Annotated in this window: 25 protein-coding genes; 9 read left to right on the plus strand and 16 right to left on the minus strand. The window is 64.2% G+C overall.

Translation table 11 applies throughout. From position 1 onward, the window contains the following. Positions 1-37: 37 nt before the first annotated feature. Positions 38-2,083 (minus strand): NADH:flavin oxidoreductase, encoded by a 2,046-nt coding sequence (locus tag FJV77_RS11770; RefSeq protein ID WP_142866978.1) that lies wholly within the window; start codon positions 2,081-2,083, stop codon positions 38-40. A 116-nt stretch (positions 2,084-2,199) separates the two neighbouring features. Between FJV77_RS11770 and queF the strand changes: the two genes are divergently transcribed. Then, positions 2,200-2,661 (plus strand): preQ(1) synthase, encoded by a 462-nt coding sequence (queF, locus tag FJV77_RS11775; RefSeq protein WP_023752051.1) that lies wholly within the window; start codon positions 2,200-2,202, stop codon positions 2,659-2,661. A gap of 7 nt (positions 2,662-2,668) precedes the next feature. Here queF and FJV77_RS11780 read toward each other — a convergent pair whose 3' ends face one another. From FJV77_RS11780 to FJV77_RS11800, 5 genes are all read right to left on the minus strand, one after another. Then, the gene (locus tag FJV77_RS11780; RefSeq protein ID WP_142866979.1) at positions 2,669-3,544 is read right to left on the minus strand and encodes an alpha/beta fold hydrolase; all 876 of its coding nucleotides are present in this window, start codon (positions 3,542-3,544) and stop codon (positions 2,669-2,671) included. Positions 3,545-3,572: 28 nt separating this feature from the next. Next, positions 3,573-4,175 carry a hypothetical protein gene (locus tag FJV77_RS11785; RefSeq protein ID WP_246691229.1) on the minus strand — a complete coding sequence of 201 codons (603 nt, stop codon included), beginning with the start codon at positions 4,173-4,175 and terminating at the stop codon, positions 3,573-3,575. Between the two features lie 5 nt (positions 4,176-4,180). Further along, on the minus strand, positions 4,181-4,660 hold the full coding sequence (locus FJV77_RS11790; protein WP_142866980.1) for a DUF3828 domain-containing protein: 480 nt from the start codon (positions 4,658-4,660) through the stop codon (positions 4,181-4,183). A 95-nt stretch (positions 4,661-4,755) separates the two neighbouring features. Then, positions 4,756-6,405: an ABC transporter substrate-binding protein gene (locus tag FJV77_RS11795; protein ID WP_142866981.1), complete on the minus strand. Its 1,650-nt coding sequence runs from the start codon at positions 6,403-6,405 to the stop codon at positions 4,756-4,758. A 63-nt stretch (positions 6,406-6,468) separates the two neighbouring features. Continuing rightward, on the minus strand, positions 6,469-8,019 hold the full coding sequence (locus FJV77_RS11800; RefSeq protein WP_142866982.1) for a trimethylamine methyltransferase family protein: 1,551 nt from the start codon (positions 8,017-8,019) through the stop codon (positions 6,469-6,471). A gap of 92 nt (positions 8,020-8,111) precedes the next feature. On the opposite strand from FJV77_RS11800, the gene FJV77_RS11805 reads away from it, so the two are divergent. From FJV77_RS11805 to FJV77_RS11815, 3 genes are all read left to right on the plus strand, one after another. Next, positions 8,112-9,014, plus strand: a complete 903-nt coding sequence (locus tag FJV77_RS11805; RefSeq protein ID WP_142866983.1) for a LysR substrate-binding domain-containing protein — start codon at positions 8,112-8,114, stop codon at positions 9,012-9,014. 75 nt (positions 9,015-9,089) lie between these two features. Further along, positions 9,090-10,943 carry a DNA mismatch repair endonuclease MutL gene (mutL, locus tag FJV77_RS11810; RefSeq protein ID WP_142866984.1) on the plus strand — a complete coding sequence of 618 codons (1,854 nt, stop codon included), beginning with the start codon at positions 9,090-9,092 and terminating at the stop codon, positions 10,941-10,943. 4 nt (positions 10,944-10,947) lie between these two features. After that, entirely contained in the window at positions 10,948-11,256 is a 309-nt protein-coding gene (locus FJV77_RS11815) for a DUF1905 domain-containing protein (RefSeq protein WP_142866985.1), read from the plus strand. Positions 11,257-11,298: 42 nt separating this feature from the next. Here FJV77_RS11815 and FJV77_RS11820 read toward each other — a convergent pair whose 3' ends face one another. Next, positions 11,299-12,054, minus strand: coding sequence for a hypothetical protein (locus FJV77_RS11820; protein ID WP_142866986.1), 756 nt, complete (start codon positions 12,052-12,054; stop codon positions 11,299-11,301). Positions 12,055-12,196: 142 nt separating this feature from the next. After that, the gene (locus FJV77_RS11825; protein WP_142866987.1) at positions 12,197-13,090 is read right to left on the minus strand and encodes a DMT family transporter; all 894 of its coding nucleotides are present in this window, start codon (positions 13,088-13,090) and stop codon (positions 12,197-12,199) included. Between the two features lie 92 nt (positions 13,091-13,182). Between FJV77_RS11825 and FJV77_RS11830 the strand changes: the two genes are divergently transcribed. Beyond that, entirely contained in the window at positions 13,183-14,109 is a 927-nt protein-coding gene (locus FJV77_RS11830; RefSeq protein ID WP_142866988.1) for a LysR substrate-binding domain-containing protein, read from the plus strand. Between the two features lie 17 nt (positions 14,110-14,126). Here FJV77_RS11830 and FJV77_RS11835 read toward each other — a convergent pair whose 3' ends face one another. Next, positions 14,127-14,723 carry a hypothetical protein gene (locus FJV77_RS11835; protein ID WP_142866989.1) on the minus strand — a complete coding sequence of 199 codons (597 nt, stop codon included), beginning with the start codon at positions 14,721-14,723 and terminating at the stop codon, positions 14,127-14,129. Between the two features lie 114 nt (positions 14,724-14,837). Here FJV77_RS11835 and FJV77_RS11840 point away from each other — a divergent pair, with 114 nt between their 5' ends. Further along, positions 14,838-15,071: a DUF2093 domain-containing protein gene (locus FJV77_RS11840; protein ID WP_142866990.1), complete on the plus strand. Its 234-nt coding sequence runs from the start codon at positions 14,838-14,840 to the stop codon at positions 15,069-15,071. Positions 15,072-15,100: 29 nt separating this feature from the next. Here FJV77_RS11840 and lpxK read toward each other — a convergent pair whose 3' ends face one another. The 7 genes from lpxK to epmA form a co-directional block, all read right to left on the minus strand. Beyond that, positions 15,101-16,126, minus strand: coding sequence for a tetraacyldisaccharide 4'-kinase (lpxK, locus tag FJV77_RS11845; RefSeq protein WP_142866991.1), 1,026 nt, complete (start codon positions 16,124-16,126; stop codon positions 15,101-15,103). 1 nt (position 16,127) lies between these two features. Next, complete coding sequence (gene waaA, locus FJV77_RS11850) at positions 16,128-17,444, minus strand: lipid IV(A) 3-deoxy-D-manno-octulosonic acid transferase (protein WP_142866992.1); 1,317 nt, start codon at positions 17,442-17,444, stop codon at positions 16,128-16,130. Next, positions 17,437-18,231 (minus strand): lysophospholipid acyltransferase family protein, encoded by a 795-nt coding sequence (locus FJV77_RS11855; protein ID WP_142866993.1) that lies wholly within the window; start codon positions 18,229-18,231, stop codon positions 17,437-17,439. Before FJV77_RS11855 ends, waaA begins: the two co-directional genes overlap by 8 nt. A 5-nt stretch (positions 18,232-18,236) precedes the next feature. Continuing rightward, complete coding sequence (locus FJV77_RS11860; RefSeq protein ID WP_142866994.1) at positions 18,237-18,482, minus strand: DUF4170 domain-containing protein; 246 nt, start codon at positions 18,480-18,482, stop codon at positions 18,237-18,239. A gap of 68 nt (positions 18,483-18,550) precedes the next feature. Beyond that, positions 18,551-19,351, minus strand: coding sequence for a 3'(2'),5'-bisphosphate nucleotidase CysQ (locus FJV77_RS11865; RefSeq protein ID WP_142866995.1), 801 nt, complete (start codon positions 19,349-19,351; stop codon positions 18,551-18,553). Further along, positions 19,338-20,681 carry a TldD/PmbA family protein gene (locus FJV77_RS11870; protein WP_142866996.1) on the minus strand — a complete coding sequence of 448 codons (1,344 nt, stop codon included), beginning with the start codon at positions 20,679-20,681 and terminating at the stop codon, positions 19,338-19,340. The genes FJV77_RS11865 and FJV77_RS11870 overlap by 14 nt, the downstream gene beginning before the upstream one ends. A gap of 201 nt (positions 20,682-20,882) precedes the next feature. After that, on the minus strand, positions 20,883-21,929 hold the full coding sequence (epmA, locus tag FJV77_RS11875) for an EF-P lysine aminoacylase EpmA (RefSeq protein ID WP_142866997.1): 1,047 nt from the start codon (positions 21,927-21,929) through the stop codon (positions 20,883-20,885). A gap of 129 nt (positions 21,930-22,058) precedes the next feature. Here epmA and efp point away from each other — a divergent pair, with 129 nt between their 5' ends. The 3 genes from efp (at position 22,059) to FJV77_RS11890 (ending at position 24,981) form a co-directional block, all read left to right on the plus strand. After that, positions 22,059-22,628, plus strand: coding sequence for an elongation factor P (gene efp, locus FJV77_RS11880; RefSeq protein WP_142866998.1), 570 nt, complete (start codon positions 22,059-22,061; stop codon positions 22,626-22,628). 70 nt (positions 22,629-22,698) lie between these two features. Beyond that, positions 22,699-24,159, plus strand: a complete 1,461-nt coding sequence (locus FJV77_RS11885; protein WP_142866999.1) for a phospholipase D-like domain-containing protein — start codon at positions 22,699-22,701, stop codon at positions 24,157-24,159. 24 nt (positions 24,160-24,183) lie between these two features. Further along, positions 24,184-24,981, plus strand: a complete 798-nt coding sequence (locus tag FJV77_RS11890) for an endonuclease/exonuclease/phosphatase family protein (RefSeq protein ID WP_142867000.1) — start codon at positions 24,184-24,186, stop codon at positions 24,979-24,981. Positions 24,982-24,986 lie beyond the last annotated feature (5 nt).

Here is a 24,986-nt window from a genome sequence, read left to right on the forward strand (position 1 = left end):
GTTTTTGAGCATAATCTCGGGATCATGCCTTGGCCTATCAAATCCTGATCCCGAACCGGATGCCGTCATAGATGGCGGCGTGGATGTTGCGCGAGGCGACGGCGTCGCCGATGCGCAACAGCACGAAGCTGCCCTGCGGGTTGCGCTGCGGAAAAATGTCGCCGCCGCCGACGAGCCGCTCGTAGTCGACCGCGCCACCGTTTTTCGACAGCGGCTTCAGCGCGAGATAGAGATCGTCGAGGGGAGCTGTGCCATGCTCGACCACGACCTGGTCGACCCGCCTTTCGCCGCGCCAGCCATCGGCAAAGTCGGAGGCCAATTCGGCGACCAGCTGGTTGCCCTCGCGCCGCACCGAGCGCAGCCTGGTGTTGATGGTGATGGTGACGCCCTTTTCCTGGAAGGCACGCATATAGGGAACGTGGTTCATGCCGCCCATTTCCGGGGCGAAGAAGCGTTCCGGCGAAACCAGTTCCAGCTTTGACCCGGCATTGGCAATCAGCTCCGCCGCGCCCATGCCCTGGTGCCCGCCATTGTCGTCAAAGAACAGCACGTTCTCCGCCGGCTTGACGCTGCCGGCCATGATGTCCCAGCTCGACGTAACAAGATCGTCGCCCGCTGTCAGCGGCGGGTTTTGCGGCAGGCCGCCGGTGGCGATCACAACCACGTCGGGCGACAGCGCCAGCACATCGTCCTGCTCGGCCCAGGTGTCGTAGCGGATCTCGACGCCGAGCCGGTCGAGTTCGGCCAGCCGCCAGTCGATGATGCCGATCAGCTCCTTGCGGCGCGGGTTCTGCGTCGCCAGCCGAACCTGGCCGCCGGCCTGGCCGGAGGCTTCGAGCACCGTGACGTCATGGCCGCGTTCGGCCATGACGCGGGCGGCTTCCAGCCCGCCGGCGCCCGCGCCGACGACGACGACTTTCCGCTTCGGCCCTTCGGTCTTGGCGATGATATGCGGTATCTCGGCCTCGCGACCGGTCGCCGCATTGTGGACGCACAGCGCTTCGCCGCCTTCATAGATGCGGTCGAGGCAATAGGTGGCGCCGACGCAAGGGCGGATCTCGTGCTCGCGGCCTTCCATGATTTTCTTGATGATGTGCGGATCGGCGATATGGGCGCGGGTCATGCCGACCATGTCGAGTTTTCCTGTCGCTATGGCATGGCGCGCGGTGGCGACATCGGAAATGCGCGCCGCGTGGAAGGTCGGGAATTTCGTCGCCGCCCTCACCTCGCCGGCGAAATCGAGGTGCGGCGAAGAGCGCATGCCGGTCACCGGGATGACCTTGGTCAGTGCCGCATCGGTCTCGATCGAGCCGCGGATGATGTTGAGGAAGTCGACCTTGCCGGAGCCAGCAAGCCGCTTGGCAATCTCGACGCCCTCCGCTTTCGACAGGCCCTTTTCAAAATCCTCGTCGGCGACCATGCGGATGCCGACGACGAATTTTTCGCCGACCGCCGTCCGTACCGCATCCAGCACCATGTCAGTGAAGCGCAGCCGGTTATCGAGCGAACCGCCGAACTCGTCGTCGCGGTGGTTGGTGGCCGGCGACCAGAAACCGTCCATCAGATGGCCGTAGGCCTCGAACTCGATGCCGTCGAGGCCAGCCGCCTGGCAGCGTTGGGCGGCCGACGCATAGTCGGCGACGATGCGCTCGATGTCCCAGTCCTCGATGGTTTTTGGAAAAGCGCGGTGCGCCGGTTCGCGCACCGGCGAGGCCGATAGCACCGGCAGCCAGTCGGCCTTGTTCCAGCCGGTGCGGCGGCCGAGATGGGTGATCTGGATCATCACCTTGCAGTCATGCTCATGGCAGGCGTCGGCAAGCTCGGCCAGCCATGGCACGATGCGGTCGTCATAGACATGCAGATTGCCGAAGGCGGCCGGGCTGTCGCGCGAGACGATCGCCGAGCCGGCGGTCATGGTCAGCGCCATGCCGCCCTTGGCCTTCTCGGCGTGGTAGAGCCGATAGCGCTGCTTCGGCATGCCGTCCTCGGAATAGGCCGGCTCATGGCTGGTCGACATCACCCGGTTCTTCAGCGTCAGGTGCTTGAGCTGATAGGGCTGGAGAAGCGGATCGTTGGCGGTCATCGTCTTCCTGCTTTTTCAAATTGTGTTCTTATTTTAAGGATCGGATTTGTCCGAAAACCGATGCGCAGTTTTCGGTCCGATGCTAATGAGCGCCACGAATTCAAGGAATATTGCTCATGATCGACACCAAAACCCTCACCCAGCTCGGCACCCACGTCGAGACGCCACAGAGCCCTGAAGCAGCGGTCCTGGAGACCGTGCCGTTCCAGCGCGGCGACGGGCCGCCGGCAATCGTGCGCTTCACCTGCCCGGAATTCACCTCGCTCTGCCCGGTCACCGGCCAGCCGGACTTTGCCCATATCGTCATCGACTACGCACCCGACGCCGCCCTTGTGGAATCGAAGTCGCTCAAACTGTTCATGACCTCGTTTCGCAACCATGGCGCTTTCCATGAAGACTGCACGGTGATGATCGGCCGCCGCATTGTGGCGGCGACCAAGCCGCTGTGGTTGCGCATAGGCGGCTATTGGTATCCGCGCGGCGGCATTCCGATCGATGTCTTCTGGCAGACGGGGGCGCCGCCTGAAGGCGCTTGGCTGCCCGACACCGGTGTTGCCCCCTATCGCGGCCGAGGCTGAACGGGCGTCAGTCATTGGCGGCGCCGGTTCGGCACAGCTTCGTTGCGAGGAACGGAAGGACCGCATCGCGATAGCGCGGCTGGTCGTAGCGCAAGAGGTCGACATGGCCTGCCCCTTCGAACCAGACCAGTTGCGAGTCGGCGGCGGCATTCCGCATCGCCAGCACCTGCCCGCGATCGATGAAGGGATCGATGCTGCCGGCGAGCAGCATCAGCGGTTCACCGATCTTGCCGAGGCGGTCGACCGGCTTGGCGTTGTCGGCGCTCAAGCCGAGACGGAGCGGCATCTGCGCCAAAAGCACATCGGCCTGCAACCCGCGCCAGAAGTGGAAAGGCATGCGCCATGCCGTTGTCTCGCGCAAACTCGCATAGAGCTGCTCCAGCACATAGGCATCGGCAGGCGCTTGCGGTGCCGCGAAGACAAAGGCAGCGGCGCCCAGTGACGAGCCGACAGCGCCAAGCCTCTCGCCGGGAAAACGTTGCCTGGCAAAGGCAATGATGCGGGCGGCGTCCTGCCCTTCTGTGTAGCCAAAGCCCTGGATGGCGCCGCCGCTCTCGCCGTGCCCCGACAGGTCGAACAGGACGATGGAATAGCCGGCATCGAACAATAGTTTCGCTCGTTGAACCAGGGCCAGCCTGTTGGCGCCGCGCCCATGCAGCAGGACGATCGAGCCGCAACTGCCTTTTCGATCTGCCACCCAGCCGACAAGCTCGGGCGCGCCGGCTTGGTCGAGCACGACGCGCTCAACCGGCAGGTCACCCGGTGCCGCCAGAGCTTGCCGAGGCTCGCGGGCGATCAGCATGGTGCCGATGTGCCAGTAGACGACGCAGGCGGCAGCGCCGAGCCCGACCAGCACGATCGCGAGCAAAACGCGAAGCGTCATTGCCGCTCACCCGGAAGCGGTCGGCGGCTCATTCGCACTGATACTGGCTGAGCGCCCATTCGCCGGTCACCGAGAGCAGGTCGGATATCTTCCAGTCGCCATCGACCTTTTTCAGCTTCCACTCCAGCCGGTGCTGATTGCCTTCGACGACGAAGGCGACCACCACCTTGGCCTGATCACCATTGACGGCCTCGATGCTCTTCAGGCTCTTGTCGATTGCAAGCTTGTCGTTATCGGCATTGTCGAGCGCCATGTTGGGGTCGAGACATTCGCCCTGCCCCGACGCTCGCAGCGCATCGCTCTTGTCGAGCACGGTCTTGGCCGGATCGACGAAATTCTTGCGCTGGGTCGGATCGAGCTCCAGGCCGATATGTTCGTAGAACGGTTTGATTACCGCGGTCGGCGAACCCCGCAGGACGGGCGCGGCCGGCTCGGATGGCGGCCATGCCAGAGGTGGCGTCGCCGGCTCCACCGCATTACCAGGTTGATTTGCGGGCGGTGCGCCGCCCGGCGCTGTCTCGGCCGGGGCATTTGCGGGTGGCGGACCCAGCAGCCCTTGAGCGGCGGCGCCGCTCATACCCACCGCCAGCAGGCACAGAGTAGGCAGCGCCAGGGCGAGACGGCGGAACACCTGCATCACTCCGGCGCTTTATCCGGCATGCATTCGAGCGCGCTCAGCGTCCAGTTGCTGGTCTTCGAAGTGATGTCGGCGATCTTCCATTTGCCGTCGATTTTCTTCAACGACCACAGCATTTCGCGTTCGGACTCATCGCCTTCCGCAAAAAGGCTGAACGTCGCCGTCACCTCGGCTGTATCGCCGTTGACGGACTCGGCCAGCTTCAATGTCTTGGCAATCGTCTTCTGGTCGAAATCCTGAGCGTCGAGGCCGGGATCGAAGTCGAGGCAAGCGACCTCATCGGGCTTGTTTTTCTGCGCCTGGTCGTTGAGATCGAAGAGTTTCGTCACCGGCTCGGTGAAGCGGTCGCGGTATTTGGCATCCCCTTCGAATTTCACTTCAGGCACATAAAAGAACTTCACGGCGTTCGAAGCCGGCCCGGCCAGTGCGGCAGCGGGCAAGGCCATCCAAAGGGCAGCGGCCAGCACTATCGGTCTCATGCAGGAATCTCCGGATGTTCGGCGGCAAGGTGGCAATACCACACATCCTGCATATCGGCTTTTTTGCGGCTCATGAAGTCCCGGCGTGCGCCGTCTCAGCCGTCCAGCCAGACGTTTTGCAGGTCCATCTCGAAGGTCTGGTGGACGCCGTAGTTCTTCACCTTCTTGTTCATGTGGCTGTAGAGCTTCTGCCAGAAGGGCTGAATGATGACACCGGAATCCTGCAGGATCTGCTCCACATCCTTCATCACCTCGCGCCGCTTCTCCACATCGATCAGTGAAAGCGCCTGTTTGAGCTTGGCGTCAAAGTCCGGGTTGGAATAGGCCGATTCATTCCAGGCCTCACCGGTGCGATAGCCGAGCGCCAGCACCTGGACGCCGAGCGGGCGCATGTACCAGATGGTCATCGAATAGGGATATTTCGTCCAGTCGTTCCAGAAGGTCGAGCCCGGCAGCACCGTGCGCTTCACCTTGATGCCGGCATCGCGCAGCTGGCCGGCAATCGCGTCGCCGGTGTTCTTCTGCCAGTCGTCCTCGATGGTGATCAGTTCGTGCTCGAAATCGGCCTGGCCGGCGTCGGCCATCAGCTTCTTGGCACCGGCGGCGTCTTGCGCCTTCTTGGGCAGCGCAAAATACTCCGGATGGATCGGGCTGACATGGTGATTCTCACCGACGGTGCCGCGCCCGGCATAGCCGAGTTCCAGCACCGCCTGGTTGTCGACCGCCATCTGCAGCGCGTTGCGCACACGCTGGTCGTCATAGGGCTTGTGCGTGACGTTGGTGCGGGCAACCAGCGTGGTCGCAGTCGCGACTTCCGATTTCTCCAGCCCCATCTTGTCGAGGATATCGATGAAGTCGGCCGGCGATTCGAAGTTGAGGTCGATCTCGCCGGATTCGAATGCGTTCACCGAAGCGTTGAAGTCGGTGCCGTAGTCGATGAATTCGACGCTATCGAGCGGCGCTTCGCCGCCCCACCATTTGCCGTTCTCGCGGCGCTTCACCACCGCCTTCTGGCCGACATCGTAGGAGACCAGTTCGAACGGCCCTGTACCGATCGGCTTCTTGACCGGGTCGGCGCCGTCGGCATCGAAATTGCGGTGGACGACCAGCGCGGGATAGTCGGTGAAGTTCGGGATCAGCGAAATGTCGGGTTCGGCAAGCGTCAGTTTGACCGAGAAGTCGTCGACCTTGGTGATTGCGCCGTCCCTCGCCTTGCCGGTCTTGGCGTCAATCAGCGCACCGACGCGGGCGGCCATGGAATTGCCGGCGACGCCCTTTTCGCACCAGCGCGTCACATTGAAGACCACGTCATCGGCGTTGAAGGCGTCGCCATTGTTCCAGGTGATGCCCTTGCGCACATGCAGCGTGTATTCGGTGGCGTCGTCATTGACGTCCCAGCTTTCGAGCAGCACCGGCTCGAAGGTGAATTCCCTGGTGTAGCGGACCAGCGGCTCCAGCCAGGTGCGCGAAATATTGGCGAGTTCCACCCAGTCATAGGTGCGCGGGTCTTTCTGCGCCTTGACCGACATCGATATGTGCAGGGTGCCGCCCTTCTTCGGCTCCTCGGCAAAAGCCCGTCCCGGGGCGGCGAGCCCGATCATGCCGTAGGCCAGCGCCGTCGAGGCGCCGAGCGCACTTGCCAATGCAAGAAATTCGCGCCGGTCCATGCGGCCCGCACGCGTTTCCTGCGCCATCGCCTCGATGGTATCAGGCACGCGATCGCCGTTGCTTCTGAAAAGTGTCATGTCTTCCTCCCTTGCGGTTCCCGTCGGGTCTTTGCCCGTTATCAATTCACGCTGTTGTTCTTGTCAGCTGACGCTGTCGGGCAGCCTCTCCTCGCGCTGCGCGATAAAATCCTTGAGCCCTTCGGCGACGCCCTCGTCGAGCTTCGGCTCCTCATAATCGGCAAGCATGTTGCGGGCTTTCTCGCGGCCGCGTGTGTCGTGGTCCTTGGCGCCTTCGGCCTTCCACTGTTCGTAGGAGTTGAAGTCCATGATCGAGGGCATGAAGAAGGCGGACTCGAAATGCTCGAGCGTGTGCTTGGTGCCGAGGAAATGGCCCTGCGGCCCAACCTCGCGGATCGCCGCCATTGCCTCCTTGAAGTCGTCGAACGGCAGGCCGCCGGCATATTTGTACCAGCCGACGAGCTGCTCGCAGTCGGTGGCGAATTTCGAATAGCCGCAAGTGAGCCCCGCCTCGAGCCAGCCTGCCGAGTGCCAGATGTAGTTGGCGCCGGCGAGGATGGCGGCATGCATCAGCATGTTGGATTCATAGCCGGCCTGGGCGTCGTTGAGTTTCGAGCCGACATGGAAGCCCGAGGTGCGCCAGGGCAGTTTGTATTTCCGCGCCAGCGCGCCCATCAGGTACATCATCTGCGCCGCTTCCGGCGTGCCGCCCATCGGCGCGCCGGTCTTCATGTCGACGGTCACCATGAACTGGCCGTAGATCTGCGGCGAACCCGGGCGGATGAGTTGGGTGAAGGCGACGCCGGCCAGCGCTTCCGCATTGACCTGCGCCACCGCACCGACTGCAGAGGCCGACGTCGAGGCGCCGCACAGCGCGAAAGGCGCCAGGATCAAAGGCTGGTTGTGGCGCGCATAGACCTTCATCGCGTCCAGCATGGTAGCGTCCCACACCAGCGGCGAATTGCAGTTGGTGATCGACACCAGCACCGGGTTTTCGCGGACGTACTCTTCGCCGAAGACAATACCGGCCATCGCCATCGTGTCCTCGGCGCGCTCCTTCGAGGTAACAATGCCCATGAACGGCTTGTCGGAATGCTTCAGCGCCGAATGGATGATGTGCAAATGCCGCTTCGGCACCGCAATCTCCATCGGCTCGCAGATGATCGAGCTCGACGAATGCAGCGCCGGCGCCATGTAGGCGAGCTTGTGGAAATTGTTCAGATCGGCAAGCGTGCCGTAGCGCCGGTTGTTGTCGAGGTCGCGCACATAGGGCGCACCATACATCGGCACGAAGACCGAGTTCTTGCCGCCGACGCGCACGGTGCGCTCGGGATTGCGCGCATTGAGGGTGAACTCGGAAGGAACCTTCGAGACCAGATCCATCAGGAGAGCGCGATCAATGCGGACCCGCGTTTCCGAGACATCGGCACCCGCCGCCTTCCACATGGCGATGGCCTCATCGTCGCGGAATTCGCATCCGACCTCTTCGAGGATGGCGAGCGACTCCTGGTGGATAAGCTCCACCGCCTCGTCGGGGACCATCTGATAGGCAGGTATCTGGCGCACCAGGGTCGGGAACGAGGTGACGGGTGCGCTCCGCAGCGCCTTGCGTCCGAGGCGACCGCCGCCACGGCGATGAGTCTGCTCGGTGAGTTCAGCGGCCGGTGCGTTCATGGTGCCTCCCTTGCGGTCTACCCAGCCAAGTTAGCGAGACGAAATATGGATGTGACGCTGGAAAATCCTGATCTCTTGTATAAGCTCAGCTTATGCGAAGCCTGCGCCATCTCCTGCCCTCGGCCGGCAGCCTGATCGTCTTCGAGGCGGCGGGCAGGCTGTCGAGCTTCACCGCGGCGGGCCGAGAGCTCGGCATGACGCAGGCCGCCGTCTCCTACGCGGTGCGCGGGCTGGAAGAACAGCTCGGCGCGCAGCTGTTCCAGCGCCGCCATCGCCAGGTGATTTTGACCGAGGCCGGCGAGCGTTTCCATGCCGATGTCTCGCTCGGCCTGTCACACATCCGCAAATCGGCGGAGGACCTTCGCCTGCAGGTGACCGGCGGCCATGTGACGGTTGCAGCGTCGACGGCTTTCGGCTCGTTCTGGATGATGCCCCGCCTGCAGCAGTTCCGCGACGAACTGCCCGGTATCGACCTGCGCATCCAGACAGCCGACCGCGACCTCGACATTATCGCCGAAGGCATTCCGCTTGGCGTGCGCGGCGGCCTGCCCAAGCAATGGGCGGACTATCATTCGCTGCCTTTGGCCGCCGAGGAGATCTTCCCGGTCGCTGGCCCCAGCTATCTCGCAAAGTTCGGCCTGCCGGGGACCGTTGCCGAACTGGCCACGCACCGGCTCATCCATCTAGAAGAGCCCTATCGCGAGGCCGCCAACTGGGACGAATGGTTTCAATCGGCCGGCGCGAGCCTTAGCGATGCTGGTCGCGGCCTGCGCATCAACGACTATGCGCTGGTGATCCAGGCGGTCATGGAAGGACAAGGCATTGCGCTCGGCTGGCGGCATCTGGTCGAACGGCTGGTGGCATCGGGTCTGCTGGTGCCGGTGACGGATCATGTGCTCAAGACCGGCAACGTGTTTTACGTGATCTGGCCGAAGAACCGCGAGCTGAGCGAGAATGCGCGCAAAGTCAGGGATTGGCTGGCGGCGCAGGCGTAATTTCGCCTCACTGATCCACTGCCAGCGCAATTCTGCCCCTCCCCCTACGCCCTCGAATCCGCCTATAGTGCCGCCATGCCCATTCGCCAGCTTTCCGAAACGATGATCAACCAGATCGCCGCCGGCGAAGTCATCGAGCGTCCGGCGAGCGTGGTGAAGGAACTGGTCGAGAATGCGCTTGATGCCGGCGCCTCCCGCGTCGAGATCGTTACCGCCGGTGGTGGATTGAACCTGATCCGCGTCACCGATGACGGCTTCGGCATTCCGCAGCAGGAGCTGGCGCTGGCGATCGCGCGCCATTGCACCTCCAAGCTCGCCGACAACATCCACGACATCCGCTCGCTCGGTTTTCGCGGCGAGGCGCTGCCGTCGATCGGCTCGGTGGCGCGGCTGTCGATCCGCTCGCGCACGGCCACCGGCGACGCTGCCGCCGAGATCGGCATCGAAGGCGGCCGAGTTTCTGCGGTCAAACCGGCAGCGGCCAACCGAGGCACCACGGTCGAGGTGCGCGACCTGTTCTTCGCCACGCCCGCCCGGCTCAAATTCATGAAGGGCGAGCGGGCGGAAAGCTCGGCCACCAGCGACGTGGTCAAGCGCATTGCCATCGCCTTCCCGGCCGTGCGCTTCACGCTTGCCGGCTCCGACCGCGCGACGCTGGAATTGCCAGCCACCGACGACAGCGCGGAAGGCAGACTGCGCCGTGTTGCCCAGGTGATGGGCGCCGAGTTCCCAGACAATTCCATTGCCATCGATGCCAGCCGTGACGGCGTGCATCTGACCGGCCATGTCTCGATCCCGTCCTTCACCCGCGCCAATGCGCTGCAGCAATATGCCTATGTCAACGGCCGGCCTGTGCGCGACAAGCTGATTGCCGGCGCGATCCGCGGCGCCTTTGCCGATGTGCTGCCGCGCGACCGCCATGCTGTGACCGTCCTGTTCCTGACGCTCGATCCGGCGACCGTCGACGTCAACGTTCACCCGGCCAAGGCCGATGTGCGCTTCCGCGACCCAGGCTTGGTGCGCGGGCTGATCGTCGGCGCCATCCGCGAGGCGCTGGCCAATGCCGGCATTCGCGCAGCCACCAGCGGCGCTGTCGGGATGATGGCAGCGTTCCGGCCGGGTGCTGCGTCCTACGCCCATGCCGGTCCGGCCAACGGCCATCGCAGCTATGACGCGGCGTACCACGCGTCCGGCTTTGCCGGTTTCGACCGTTCGCCGCAGCGGCCGCTGGACATGGGCTTTGATGGCGCCGGCTTCGGAGAGAACGACCAGGCGGCGTTCGATTCTGGCCCGCTTGCCAGCGCCGACGCGCGGGCCGGCACAGCCGAGGCGGCCGAGACGCTGCTCGGCACGGCGCTTGGTGCTGCCCGCGCACAGGTGCATGAGAACTACATCGTCGCGCAAACCAGGGATTCGCTTGTCATCGTCGACCAGCACGCGGCGCATGAACGGCTGGTCTACGAGGCGCTGAAGAATGCGCTGCATTCGCGTGCGGTGCCGTCGCAGATGCTGCTGTTGCCGGAGATCGTCGACCTGCCGGAGGAAGACGCCGAACGGCTGGCCATGCATTCCGAGACCCTGGCCCGTTTCGGCCTCGGCGTCGAGCGCTTCGGCCCCGGCGCGGTGGCAGTGCGCGAGACGCCGTCGATGCTGGGCGAAACCAATGTCCAGCAACTGGTGCGCGACCTTGCCGACGAGATCGCCGACAACGACACGGTCGAGACACTCAAAGAGCGGCTGGACAAGATCGCGGCGACCATGGCCTGCCACGGCTCGGTCCGCTCCGGCCGCCTGCTCAAACCCGAAGAGATGAACGCACTGCTGCGCCAGATGGAGGCGACGCCGGGATCCGGCACCTGCAACCATGGCCGCCCGACCTACATCGAACTCAAGCTCGCCGACATCGAGCGGCTATTCGGGCGGCGGTAAGCCTGTGAGCGGCAACTCGACGGTCCAGTTCCAGTTCGAAGCCGAAGTGATCTACTGGCGGGGTCCGTCGCCATACTTCTTCGCGCCAATCCCCGACCATCATGGCGAAGAGATCAAGAAGGTGGCGAAGTTCGCGACTTATGGCTGGGGGGTGATACCTGTCGAGGCCACCATCAATGGCGTCACGTTCGGCACATCGCTGTTTCCCAAGGACGGCAGCTATCTTTTGCCCTTGAAGGACGACGTCCGGCGCAAGTGCAATCTGACTGCAGGCGATTCGATTTCCGCGTCTATCGCGATACGCCTTCGCTGACGACAACGACGCCTGTGGGCTACTGCGTGGGCAGGCGTCGTCTCACTTCTTCAGGCGATACTTCTTGGTCTTGCGGTCAAAGACATACTCCTCCTCATAGCCGGCGCGGCCGTCGTAGAAATTCACCGATATGATGTCCTTGCCCCGTTCTGTCTGCTTCTGCACATTCCAGTAGATGGGGGTCATCAGCATGCCCGCATTGCAGAGGTCGCCGCCGAATTTGATGGTCTGCACGACCTTCTTCCGCCTCTTGTTGATGATCTGCATCTTCGTCACGCAGATTCCGTTGTCGGTCTTGGTATAGATCCCGGCAAACCGGTCGGTGGCCGTCTGCGCCCAGAAGGGAATCTCGACGGTTCCTTCGACCTTCCCCTCCCCGGTATCGTCAAGGCCCGCGACCTTCCTGAGACTGACGGGCAATTTATCGACGCCCTTGCTCCAGCTTCCCGTCAAGACACCGTCACCAAGCTCCAGGGAAAACGGGCATCCAGCGGTATCAAGGCCTGTTTTTTTGCCCATGACGATGACGCGCTCAAACTCCTCGTCATCGGCAATCGCGCAAAGCGCAAGGCTGGCGCCACTGGCTTTTCCGTAGAGCGCGATCGGACTTTGCTTCGCGTCATAGAAGTAGCTGCCCTGGAGAGTGAGGCCGCTGCCGAAACTGTAGGTCTGCAACGAGAGATGGACGGGATCGGGACCGATGGACCCTTCGTAGTTTTCCACGTGATACCAACCCGCAGTGGCTTTGCCGCTGAGCAGCAACAAGCAGAAAACCGCTGATACGAACTGCCTGACCATCCCCGCCCCCCCGTGAATTCAACTCACCATAGCCAACCGGTGGTGTCATGTCTGCACCGCAACGACAGTCGGATATCTCGTGAGCTGAGAAATTCCGGTACGGCTCTCACTTTAATTCGGGAAAGGCGACCAACGCTTTGATCTAACGCTTCAAATTGACCACGATGACACCGCCGAGCGCCAGCGCGCCGCCGATTATGCCGAGCAGCGTCGGCACTTCGCCCAGCCAGAAGAAGCCGATCAGGGCCGACATGGGCGAGACCAGATAGAGGAAGTTCGAAGCGCGCGCCGCCGGGAGACGCGAAAGAGCGGTTGCCCAGGCGGCATAGGCGATCAGGCTGGGCACGATGCCGAGAAAGATCACGGCACCGATCCCGGCTGTGTTGGCTACCGCCGCCTGCGCAAAGCCACTTGGCAGAAAGGGTGCCAGACAAAGTGCGCCAAGGATCATGTTCGAGGCCGAGATGGTCAGCGGGTGATGGCGGGCAAAGAGCGGCTTCTGGACGATCGTGTTGACAGCCGAGCATAGCGCGGAGCCGAGAACCAAGAGCGCGCCGGCGTTGAAGTGCAGGCCATTGCCGTCGGCGACCGCAATGATGCCGATACCGGCGAAAGAAATCGCCGTGCCGAACCAGGCCCAGCCTGAGAAGCGTTCGCCGAGCAAGGCCATTGCCATGATGGCGGTGAAGATCGGGCTGACATTGATGATGAAGCCGGCCGCACCTGCCGAAACTGTCAGTTCGCCGTAGTTGAGCATGACCGTGTAGAGCGCGACGAAAATCGCGCCGCCAAAGGCGAGGCGCCACATTTCGTCGAGCCGCGGCAGCGCCGGGCGCTTGACGGCAAGGAAGATCGCCGCCGGTACCGCGGCGATGGCAAAGCGCAGCGCACCGAGTTCCAGCGGCCCGAAGGCGGCGAGGCCGGCACGGATCGCGGGAAAGGCCGAGGCCCAGCCGACCACCGTCAACGCCACGGCAATGGCCGCCGTGGTGTCCATCCGCTGTGTCGGATTCGACGTGCTGGTCGTTGCGCTCATCTCACTGTCCCTCGTGTTCTTGGGTCTCGAAAGCCAGAAAGCGCCTTTTCGGCGCCGTTGACAAACGACCAAATCGAGGATCACCTGTGACTATGGATCACAGCTCAGACACAATGGTGCCGCTCGAGACACTGCGCGCCTTCGATGCGGCGGCGCGCACCGGAAGCTTTTCGGCCGCGGCCGAAAAGCTCAACATCACCCACGGTGCCGTCAGCAGGCAGATCGCCAAGCTGGAGGACTGGCTAGGCCTGAAAGTGTTCGACCGCGGCGCACGCGGCGTCTCGCTGACCATCGAGGGCAACCGCCTGCATCTGCGCACGGCGGAAGCTTTTGCGCTGATCTCCACCCATTCCGACCGCTGGGTCGAGCCGCGCGGCACCGCCGTGGTGCGGCTGACGTCGATCCCCTCGGTCAGCGGGCTATGGCTGATGCCGCGGATGGCGGCGCTTGAGAACAATCCCAGCAAGCTGCGCATCGTGCTCGATGTTGACATCCGCCAGGCCGACCTTGCCGACGAGGGCATCGACCTGTCGATCCGCTGCGGGCGCGGCGGCATTCCAGGCCGCATCTCGGTGAAGCTGTTCGAGGAACATGTCTTCCCTGTCGCCGCACCTGGCCTTGCCCGCGAGATCGGCCGCGGCGACCCTGCTCGGCTGCTCAAATTTCCGCTGATCAACGATTCCGACGCATCGGGCTGGCGCGCCTGGTTTGCCGCTCAAGGCATGGACTACCGCCCGCGCCCGCAAGACCGCCGCTTCGAGGACTACAATCTGGTGCTCGATGCCGCCGCTTATGGGCTCGGCATCGCACTGGCGCGGCCGCCATTGACCGGGCAACAGCTTGATACGGGCCGCATCGTCGCTGTCGATGAACGCACGGCGCTGAACCCGGTGTCATACTGGCTCGACCGGCCTCTGGGGCGGCCGCGCACGGCTGCCGCCGAACTTTCGCGCCGCATCGCCGTCGAGGCGGGGCTGGCTATGGACAAGATGGAAGCGTTCCTCGAAGCCGAACGTTAAAATCTACGGTTCTGTGCTCAGCGCAGCACCATTAGGGTGAGTCCAATAATCGCGACGGCCAAAAACCCGGCTGCCAGCGCCATCAGGCCGACACGGATTTGTTGTCGGTCTACGGGCTCGGCCGCGTCATGCGGCCGAGACGTCGCCTGCCCTCGTCTTGTTGCCGTGTCGATGCCGGAGGCGCGGCGTTGCGGCGAAGGTTCAGGGACGAGAAAGGCAAGCCATGGCAAGCTTGGTGATTTTGCGGCAGCGCCATCGTCAGCCCTTGCCGGCGGCAGAGGAAGACCGCGCTGTGCGTCGTCGTTTGCCGGTGCAGGCGCCGCGGCCCTTGTCGGGGCACCATCTGGCGCCTCGGCGCCCGGTTCGGCAACTGCCAGATAGGCTTGCAGGATTTCAGCCGATCCTGTCTGCTGCGCCTTGGCGGAGGCGGTGGACAATAGCGCCTGCAGCGCTGGCACCGCTGCCGGCGGCAAAGGCGCGCCGGACGGAGCCGGCGGCTGCGCCAGCGCCTTGATAAGCGCTGCTTTCGCCGGATCGGCCTTCGCCGACGCGGCCGCCGCCAATATCATGGCTTCGCGCAGCAGTGTGGTCAGGCGGGCGGATGAAATGTCCATGCCGGTCCATGAGAACGGGTTTGCGGCGCGACAATAGAGCCTCAGCATTGCGTCAAGCTTGACCTTGGCGGCAATTTATGGCGATGAAATCAGCATGAAGTCAGGCACCACCCCATGATGAACCGCTTCGAAGGCCCTGGCGGCAAGGAAGCCCGGATCCGCTATCTCGACGGCGACTTCCAGGTCACCAGCCCCGGCGCATTCGTGCGCTGCGCGGTGACCGGCGAGAGCATTCCGCTGGACGAGCTCAAATATTGGAGCGTCGCCAGGCAGGAGCCCTATGTCAGCGCCGCCGCCTCGCTGCGCCGCGAGATCGAAACGCATCCGGAGATGCGCAGCCGGCGCTGACGCCAGCCCCCTGCCGGACCGGACCGAACTCAGCCCCGCAGCTTGCGCTGGCGCCACGCGTCCAGCGTCTCGTCGATGATGCGTTCGGGCACGTTGTCGAGCTCGAACATGGCGTCGATCTCCAGCACGTCGAGTTGGCCAAGGAATTCGGCCGAGGCACCATGGCGCAGCCGGGCGGCGTCCTTGGCGGTGGTGACGAGGCCCAGTCCCTCGCGGCGCGCGGTCGCCGCCAACTCAGTGAGCTCGTCAGGGGCATAGAAATGATGGTCCGGAAACGACCGGCTCAGCGCTACCTCCGCGCCTGTGCCGCGTAGCGTGTCGAAGAATTTTTCGGGATGACCGATGCCGGCAAAGGCGAGGAAACGCCGGCCGGCGAAGCGTTGCTTGGCTCCGGGCTCGGCATGCGCCTCGAAAATCGGCCGGCCGGCGCGCGCCGCCTGGCGCACGACCTGATCGGCGGCGGTGCCCTCGCCCATCTTCAGCAGCCCGTCGGTGAAGACCAGCTGATCGACGATGTTGGCGCGCAGCGGCCCACCCGGAATGACGCGGCCATTGCCGATGCCATAGCGGGCGTCGACGACGACCAGCGCATAATCGATATGGATGCGCGCGCTCTGAAACCCGTCATCCATGATCAGGAAATCGCAGCCATGGGCTTCCATGAGCAGTTTGGCGCCGGCGGCGCGGTTGGGGCTGACCGCAACCGGCGCATGCTCGGCCAGAAGCAGAGGTTCGTCGCCGACATGCTTGGCGGCGTCGTGGCCGACATCAACGACATGCGGTTGCGCGAACGAGCCGCCATGGCCACGCGACAGGAAGCCGGGATTGAGCTGCATGCGCCTGGCCTGCTTTGCCAGAGCGATGGCGACCGGCGTCTTGCCGCTGCCGCCGACGGTGAAATTGCCGATGCAAAGCACGGGTGCGTCGATCTTTTCGCGCGGCGCGCGGCGCATGCGGCGGCCGGCGACCATGCCGTAGAGCGCTGACAGCGGCGACAGCGCGAAGACCCGCCAGTCCGGCGCTTCCCACCAGAAAGGTGGCGCTTCGGACGCCACCCTAGCGCCCGTCGGCGCCCTTCAGGCGCGACTTGACGATCAGCGGCTGGATATAAGGCTCGAGCGACTTCAGCGTGTGCGCCAGCGCACCGCGCATCTGGTCGACGGTGGCGGCACCGGCCGCCATCATCTCATGGCGGGCGACTTCATTGCTCAGCAGGAAATTGACGGCGCCGGCCAGCATGTCGCGGTCGCGAACCAGCTTGGCGCCGCCGCTGTCGAGCAGACGCTGATAGGCCTCGCGGAAATTCTGGACGTTGCGGCCGGCAAGCACCGCGGTGTCGAGCATGGCCGGCTCCAGCGGGTTCTGGCCACCTTCCGAAGTCAGCGAGCGGCCGACAAAGGCGATTTCCGTCAGCCGGAGGTAAAGCCCCATCTCGCCGATCGTATCGCCGAGCAGGATATCGGTGTCGGCGGTGATCCGGTCGCCCTTGCTGCGCCGCGCCAGCTTCAGGCCCATGCCGGAAATCTGCGCGGCAAGGGCTTCGGCGCGGTCGGGATGGCGCGGAACGACGATCGTCAGCAGGCCATGGTGGCGCTTGTAGAGCATGGCATGGACCTCGGCGGCGACCACCTCTTCGCCGTCATGGGTCGAGATCGCCGCCCAGGTCGGGCGGCCGGCGGTCTGGCGCTTCAGCGTCGCCAGAGTCCTTTCGTCGACCGGCGGCGGCAAGGTGTCGACCTTGAGGTTGCCGGACACGGTGACCGGCCGGGCGCCAAGCGCGCGAAACCGTTCGCCGTCAACATCAGACTGGGCAACGACATGGGCGAGGTTCTCGAACAGCGCCTCGGCGATGTTGGCGCGCTTCTTCCAGGATTTGAACGAACGGTCGGACAGCCGGCCATTGACCAGCACCTGCGGCACGCGACGTGCGCCGAGTTCGAGGATGGTCATCGGCCAGATCTCGGATTCGGCGATTATCGCCAGGTCCGGCCGCCAGTGGTCGAGGAAGCGGCTGACCGCCGGCTTGAGGTCGAGCGGGACGTATTGGTGGATGATGCGGTCGCCGAGCCGCTCGTCGGCGACCTGCGCCGAGGTCACCGTGCCCGTCGTCAGCACGATGTTGACGCCGTAGTCGAGGATGCTTTGCACCAGGGGCACCACGGCAATGGTCTCGCCGACGCTTGCGGCATGGATCCAGATCACCGGGCCATCAGGACGCGGCCGCCCGGCGACGCCGTAGCGCTCGCGACTGCGACTACGATCTTCCTTGCCCTGCGACGTGCGCCAGGCGACGTAAGGCCCGATCAGCGGATAGGCGGCCGCACCGGCGAAGCGGTACGCCGTCAGGAAGGCGCGCGCCCAGCGCTCACTCATGCATGCCGTCCACGAGGCGATAGGCCTCAGCGGTTGCGGCATTGAGCGCAGTCGTGATTTCCTGGCGCTTGCGCTCCATTTCAGACTCATCGGCATCCGCCGCCACGAAGATCGGCGTGCCGATAGTAACAGCAGAACGGCCGAATGGCAGGTTGATGGTGGTTTTGTCCCAGCTCTTTTCCAGCACCTTGCGGCGGCTGGTGGCGATAGCGACCGGCAGGAGCGGCCGACCCGAGAGGCGTGCCAGAAGAACGATACCAAGCCCTGCGTCGCGCGGCGTACCGTGGGGAATGTCTGCGATCATGGCAACGTTCTTGCCGGCGACGAGCGACTTTTTCAGGGCGATGAGCGCCTTGGCGCCGCCCTTGTCGAGATGCTTCGTGCTTTCACGCCCGCCCGAACCGCGCACGGCTTCGATGCCGAATTTCTCCAGCATCAGCGCATTGAGTTCTGCATCGGCGCTGCGCGACACCATGGCGACCAGCGGCTTACGCTTGGGATAATAGGCCGGCGTCAGCAGGTGCTGGCCGTGCCAAAGCGCGATGATACCGGGTTCGAACTCCGAATAGCCACCGGCCGAAAAGCGTGCCGATCCGGTGACCAGCGGGCTGGTTATGCGAACCAGCCGCACGTACTGGGCGAGTAGACTGGCAATGGCGTTTTTGACGAATCGTGACTGTGCAAGCGGTTCGCGAATTTTGCGCCAGAACGCCTTGGTCGTACGACTGCGGCCCCTACCCGTGGGCGCGGCTTCATCGGCTGGCCCTTTCGCCAGATCATGATCCATCGAAGTCAACCGACGGCCTTGCTTTCGGGGTCGAGCAGCCGGTGCAGATGAACGACGAAATAGCGCATATGGGCATTGTCCACGCTGGCTTGTGCCTTGGCTTTCCACGCGGTGTGCGCGGTCTGGTAGTCCGGATAGACGCCGACAATGTCGAGCGCGTCGAGATCGCGGAACTCGGTGCCACCCAGCTTCTTCAGCTCGCCGCCAAACACCAGGTGCAAAAGCTGTTTCTTTCCGTCTTCCGCGGCCATTTCGGTCCTTCACATATTGTGAGTTTGTGACAGGTCTAGACCAAAGCTGTCGACTTTGGAACCTTCGATCACGCTTCCGTACCGGCAATGACGCCGGCAAGCACGGTCAGCAACTCGCCGCTGCCGGCGACCAGCGCCCCGTGGCGGATGATCTCGCCGGCATAAACCGGCGCGCGGCCATGCCCGTCGAGCACGGCACCGCCGGCTTCGCGCAGGATGAGATCGGCGGCGGCAATATCCCAATCATGCGCGTTGGGCTTGACGAAGGTGGCGTCGAGCGTGCCGTTGGCGACCATCGCCAGCCGGTAGGCGAGCGATGGAATATGGGCAGCGCGCTGCACCCGGCGCAGCCATTCGGCCGGCATCCGGTCGATCAGCTGCTTCAGCCCGCCGATTTCGACCGTCTCGCCCAAGCGACGCACGGCAATGGACCTGCCATTAAGGAATGCGCCCTGTCCGGGAAGCGCCCAATAGGTTTCGTCCTTGGCCGGGCATTCGAGCACGCCGGTGAGCGTGCGGCCATCCTCGACCACGGCGACGCTGACGCACCAGGAGCGCAGACCTTCGAGGAAGCCGCGGGTGCCGTCGATGGGATCGACGACAAAGGTGCGGCGCGCGAGAAGCCGCGCCGGATCGTCGGTGGTTTCCTCCGACAGCCAGCCATAATCCGGCCGCGCTGCAAGCAGGGTCTCGCGCAGATAGGCGTCGGCCGCATGGTCGGCTTCGCTGACCGGCGAGGTGCCGCCCTTCATCCACACTTGCGGGTTCTTGCCGAAATAGCGCATGGCGATCGCACCCGCCTCGCGGGCGGCATCGCGCAAAAGCTCGAGGTCTTCTGCTGCCGATATGACCGGGTCACGCGCCGGCAAGGGTCATGCCTTCGATCAGCAGCGTCGGTGCGGCGGTGCCGAAATTGCGGTCGAGGTCGCTCGCCGGCACCATGTTGAGGAACATCGTCTTCAGATTGGAGGCGATGGTCACCTCAGCCACCGGATAGGCAAGCTCGCCATTGTCGATCCAGAAGCCGGACGCGCCGCGGCTGTATTCGCCGGTCACCATGTCGACGCCCTGGCCAAACACTTCGGTGACGTAAAAGCCTGATTTCAGCGACTTGATCAGATCTTCCGGCGTCCTGTCGCCCGGCTCGATGGCGAGATTGGTCGATGACGGCGACACCGACGAGCCGCTGCGCGCACCGCGTCCGTTGGTGACAACGCCCAGTTCTCGCGCCGCCGAGGTCGACAGGAACCAGTGCTTCAGCATGCCTTTTTCGACCATCAGCAGCTTTTCGCCTTCGACACCCTCGCCATCGAAGGGACGCGAGGCCTGACCGCGACGCCGGAGCGGCTCGTCGGTGACGGTGATATCCGCCGAGGCAACCTGCTTGCCCATCATCTCGCGCAAAAAACTGGTCTTGCGCGCCACCGAGGCGCCGTTGATGGCGCCGGCGAGATGGCCGGCAATACCGCGCGCGACGCGCGGATCGAACACCACGTTGACCGGACCGGTCGCGGCCTTGCGGGCGCCGAGCCGGCGCACGGCGCGCTCGCCAGCCTTGCGGCCGATCAGTTCCGGTGCATCAAGATCCGAAAAATGCTGGTGCGAGGAATATTCGTAATCGCGCTCCATGCCAGTGCCCTCGCCGGCAATCACGCTGGCCGAGCGCGAAAAACGCGAGGCGACATAGTGGCCGACGAAGCCGTTCGACGTCGCCAGCACCAGCCCGCCCAACCCGGCGCTGGCGCCGCTGCCGGCCGAATTGGTGACGCCTTTGACGGCAAGGGCGGCTTCTTCGGCAGCCAGGGCCGCCTCCTTCAGCTGATCGGCCGAGACCTCGGTGGCGTCGAACAGATCGAGGTCGCGCACCTTGCCGGCGAGCAAAGCCGGATCGGCGAGACCCTGATAGGGATCTTCGGGCGAAACTTTCGCCATCGCCACGGCACGCTCGGCCAGTGCCTTGGGGTCCGATGCCGCCGTCGCCGATACGCTCGCCACCCGGTTGCCGACGAAGACGCGCAGCGAGACATCGTCGCCTTCGGAGGATTCGGTGTTCTCGACCTTGCCCAGCCGCACCGACACGCCGGTCGAGCGGCCGCGCACGGCAACCGCATCGGCGGCGTCGGCGCCGGCCCGCCTGGCAGCCTCGACCAGAGCCGTGACGCGGTCGGTCAGTTTCGCTGCCTCTGATGTATCGGTCATGCGCATGGTCCTGGCTTCAAGCCGCGCCGGGCGGTCGCGACTGCTGCACCATCTATTGTTCCGCTGCGGCTTGTGCAATGGCGCACCGGCAATTGCGCCGCTGCGGCATAGCGCCCGATCGGAGCGCGAAAGCCATCCGCGGCGACCGCCACAGACGCGCGGCTTGACCGGTTTGTGAGATTTAACCAAGGCCGATTTCTGTCAAAGAGCGGCGACCGGCGTCCAGATCACATCGTCGATCCTGGTCGCCCCCGTCGCCAGCATCACCAGCCGGTCGAAGCCAAGCGCCGAGCCACTGGCTTGCGGCATGATGGCGAGGGCGGCGAGAAAATCCTCGTCCAGCGGATAGCGCTCGCCATAGACGCGCTCTTTCTCGTCCATTTCGGCGGCGAAGCGCCGGCGCTGCTCGGCCGCGTCGGTCAGTTCGCCGAAAGCGTTGGCGAGTTCGACGCCGCAGCAATAGAGCTCGAAGCGCTCGGCAACGCGCGGGTCATCGGCGCCCGGTCGAGCAAGGGCCGCTTCGGAGATCGGATAGCCATAGAGAATGGTCGCCCGCTCCTGCCCCAGTACCGGCTCGACCTTTTCGACCATCACGCGGCTGAACAGATCGGCCCAATTGTCGTCGTCGGCCGTGCGCATGCCGGCCTTGACCAGAGCCTCATGGAGCGCATCGCGGTCGGTGCTGCCATCCGTTGCCACCGTGGCGAGAAGATCGATGCCGGCGTAGCGCGTAAAAGCCTCCGCGACGCTGAGCCGTTCCGGGTCGGCAAACGGATCGGCCTCGCGGCCGCGAAAGCGAAAGATTTTCGCGCCGGCCCGCTCCGCCGCCAGCCTGAGCAGTTCGGCGCAGTCTTCCATCAGACTGTCATAGGTCTCGCCGACCCGGTACCATTCGAGCATGGTGAATTCCGGATGGTGCAATGGGCCGCGCTCGCGGTTGCGCCAGACGACACCCAGGCTGAAGATGCGCTTCTCACCGGCGGCAAGCAGCTTCTTGCAGGCGAATTCCGGCGAGGTGTGGAGATAAAGCGGCCGGCGCGCGCCATCGGCGTCGATCGCCTCGGTGGCGAAGGCCGACAGATGCGCCTCGTTGCCAGGCGATATTTGCAGGGCGGCCGTCTCGACCTCGATGAAATCGCGGCGGGCAAACCAGTCGCGCATGGCGGCTGCGACGGCGTTGCGCGCCATCAACCGCGGCCGGCGGTCGGCGTGAACGTCCGGCGTCCACCAGGGCGAAGCCTCGGTCATGGCTTTGCCAGGCAACGGAATTGCCGACAGGGCTGGCGGTTCGCGCCAAGATGCGCTACGGCGACGGCTCTCGCAGCCGATTTGCGCCGAACAATCGTTTCAGGCCAACGAAGTCTAGGATTGAAAACCGTGGTGAAGGTCATCGCCAGTTCCCTGCGTAAAGGCAACGTCGTCGACAAGGACGGCAAGCTTTACGTGATCCTCTTTGCCGAAAACATCCACCCTGGCAAGGGCACGCCGGTCACCCAGCTCGACATGCGCCGCATCTCCGACGGGGTGAAGGTTTCGGAGCGCTACCGCACCACCGAACAGGTCGAGCGCGCCTATGTCGAGGACCGCGAGCACACCTTCCTCTACGCCGACGGCGAAGGCTATCACTTCATGAACCCGGAGAGCTACGACCAGGTCGCAGTGTCGGAAAGCGTGGTTGGCGATATGGCGCCTTACCTGCTCGAAGGCATGGCGGTGCAGATTTCGCAGTTCAACGGCATAGCGATTGCCCTGGTGCTGCCGCAGCGCGCCACGTTCGAGGTGGTCGAGACCGAGCCGACGACCAAGGGACAGACGGCATCGTCGTCCTACAAACCGGCCGTGCTATCCAACGGCGTGCGTACGGCAGTTCCCCCGCACATCGCCCCCGGCACCCGCGTCGTGGTGATGACGGCCGACGGCTCCTATGTGGAGCGGGCGAAGGACTGAGGCGCGAGCCCTCAATCCTGGTTAGTCCCTTGCATTGCCTTCTGCGGCCGCTCAATCGATAGTCTTGCCGATGTGGCAGACCTTTGTGACCTACTGGCCTCTGATCCTCGTGATCATTCCGATGCTGATGGCCGCCATCGGCATAGTCCATGCCATCATGACGAAGGAAGACGTCCGCGCCGCCACTGGCTGGGTGGGTGTGATGCTTTTGTCGCCGTTCCTGGGCGCCATCATCTACGCCATCGCCGGCATTAACCGCATCCGCCGCGCGACGATCAGCGCCATGCGACCCGTGGCCGGCGAAGCCGAGATGGCCAAGCAAGACCGCGACATAGCGCTGGAAGCGCTTATCTCAGCCGAATTCGGCCAACGGTTTGCCGGCCTGAAGACACTGGGCGACCGGGTGGCGCGGCGCGGCCTGCTTTCGGGAAACGCAATTACCATCCTGCAGACAGGTGACGACGCTTACGCAGCCATGTGTGGGGCGATCGACGGCGCACAGCGCAGCGTCCTGCTCGAGACCTACATCTTCGACAATGACGAGATCGGGCAGCGTTTCGTCGAATCGCTGGCCGGCGCGGTGCGGCGCGGTATCACTGTGCGCGTGCTGATCGATGCCGTCGGTGTGCGCTATTCCGTGCCCAGCATTCTCACGACTCTCCGCGAAGCCGGCGTCACCGTCGATCTCTTCAACGGCAACATCGTCATGGGCCTGAGACTTCCCTATGCGAACTTGCGAACCCACAGGAAAATCCTGATCGTCGACGGTGCGGTGGCTTTCACGGGGGGCATGAACATCCGCAAGGGATTCTCGGCCGAATTCGTGGGAACCGCCAGTTCGGCAGATACGCATTTCCAGGTCACCGGGCCGGTCGTGGCCGACCTGTTTGCGGTTGCCGCCGAGGACTGGCGTTTTGCCGGCAACGAAGCCCTCAAGGACGAGATCTGGCACGTGGAAAAACCCTCACCGCCTTCCGGTCAGCCGATCCTGGTGCGGGCCGTGGCGTCGGGGCCGGATGCCAGCAACGAGACCAACCACAAATTGCTCATGGGGGCATTTTCGGTCGCCCGCAAATCGATCCGCATCATGTCGCCCTATTTCCTGCCGGACCGGGAGTTTATCAGCGCGCTCACCACGGCGGCCAGGCGCGGCGTCGAGATCGACATCGTCGTGCCGGCGGTGAACAATCTCTTCCTGGTCGGCCGCGCCATGTCGGCGCAATACGACCAGGTGCTGAAGCATTATTGCCGTGTCTGGCGCCATGAGGGATCGTTCGACCATTCGAAGCTGCTGTCGGTCGATGGCGTGTGGGCCTATGTCGGGTCCTCCAACCTCGACGCCCGATCGCTCAGGCTGAATTTCGAGATCGATCTGGAGGTGTTGGATGCCGGCTTTGCCGCCGAGATCGAAGCGCGCATCGGAGCGGCAATCGCTTCGGCCAAACCCGTCACACTCGCAACCCTGAAGTCGCGGCCATTTGTCATTCGTGTTTTTGACCGGTTGTTATGGCTGGGATCGCCCTATCTTTAGAATCAGTACATTGATAGCAGGCCTATGGACATAAACGGACGCAGCCTCCCCGAGACCGTGCTCCTGTCGATCCGCGGCAGGAAAGCGCGCAAGGCAAATTCGACGCCGCGCAAGCGGGTCGAGGGCGCCGAAATGGTGGTCGCCTCCTACAATGTCCACAAATGCATCGGCACCGACCGCAGATTCGATCCCGAGCGGACCGCCCGCGTCATCCGCGAGATCGGCCCCGACGTCATTGCTTTGCAGGAGGCCGACAACCGGTTCGGCGACCGTGCCGGGCTGCTCGATCTTGCCCGGATCGAACACGAAACCGGGCTGGTGCCGGTGCCGGTTTCGGGAAACGGCAAAGGCCATGGCTGGCGCGGCAATGTGCTGTTGTTCAAGCGCGGCACGGTGCGCGACGTGCATCAGATCAAGCTGCCGGGGCTGGAGCCGCGCGGCGCGCTGGTGGCCGAGATCGATCTCGACGAAACGCGCACGCTGCGCGTCATTGCCGCGCATCTCGGCCTGCTGCGTCGCTCGCGCTCCGAACAGGCCCGCGTCGTGCTCGACATTATGAGCAGCCAGGATGAAAGGCCGACCCTGCTGCTCGGCGACCTCAACGAATGGCGGCTGGGCAACCGCTCGGCGCTGAACACGCTGCACACCACCTTTGCCACCCCGCCGGCCGTGCCGACTTTCCCCTCAGGCCTGCCGGTGCTGGCGCTCGACCGCATCATGGGCAATCGGCACGATCTGGTTTCAGGCGTCGAGGCGCATGACACGCCGCTGTCGCGGGTCGCCTCCGACCACCTGCCGCTGACCGCTTACGTGCACCTGTAGCCGAG

This window comes from Mesorhizobium sp. WSM4306 (assembly GCF_007003975.1).
Taxonomy (GTDB): domain Bacteria; phylum Pseudomonadota; class Alphaproteobacteria; order Rhizobiales; family Rhizobiaceae; genus Mesorhizobium.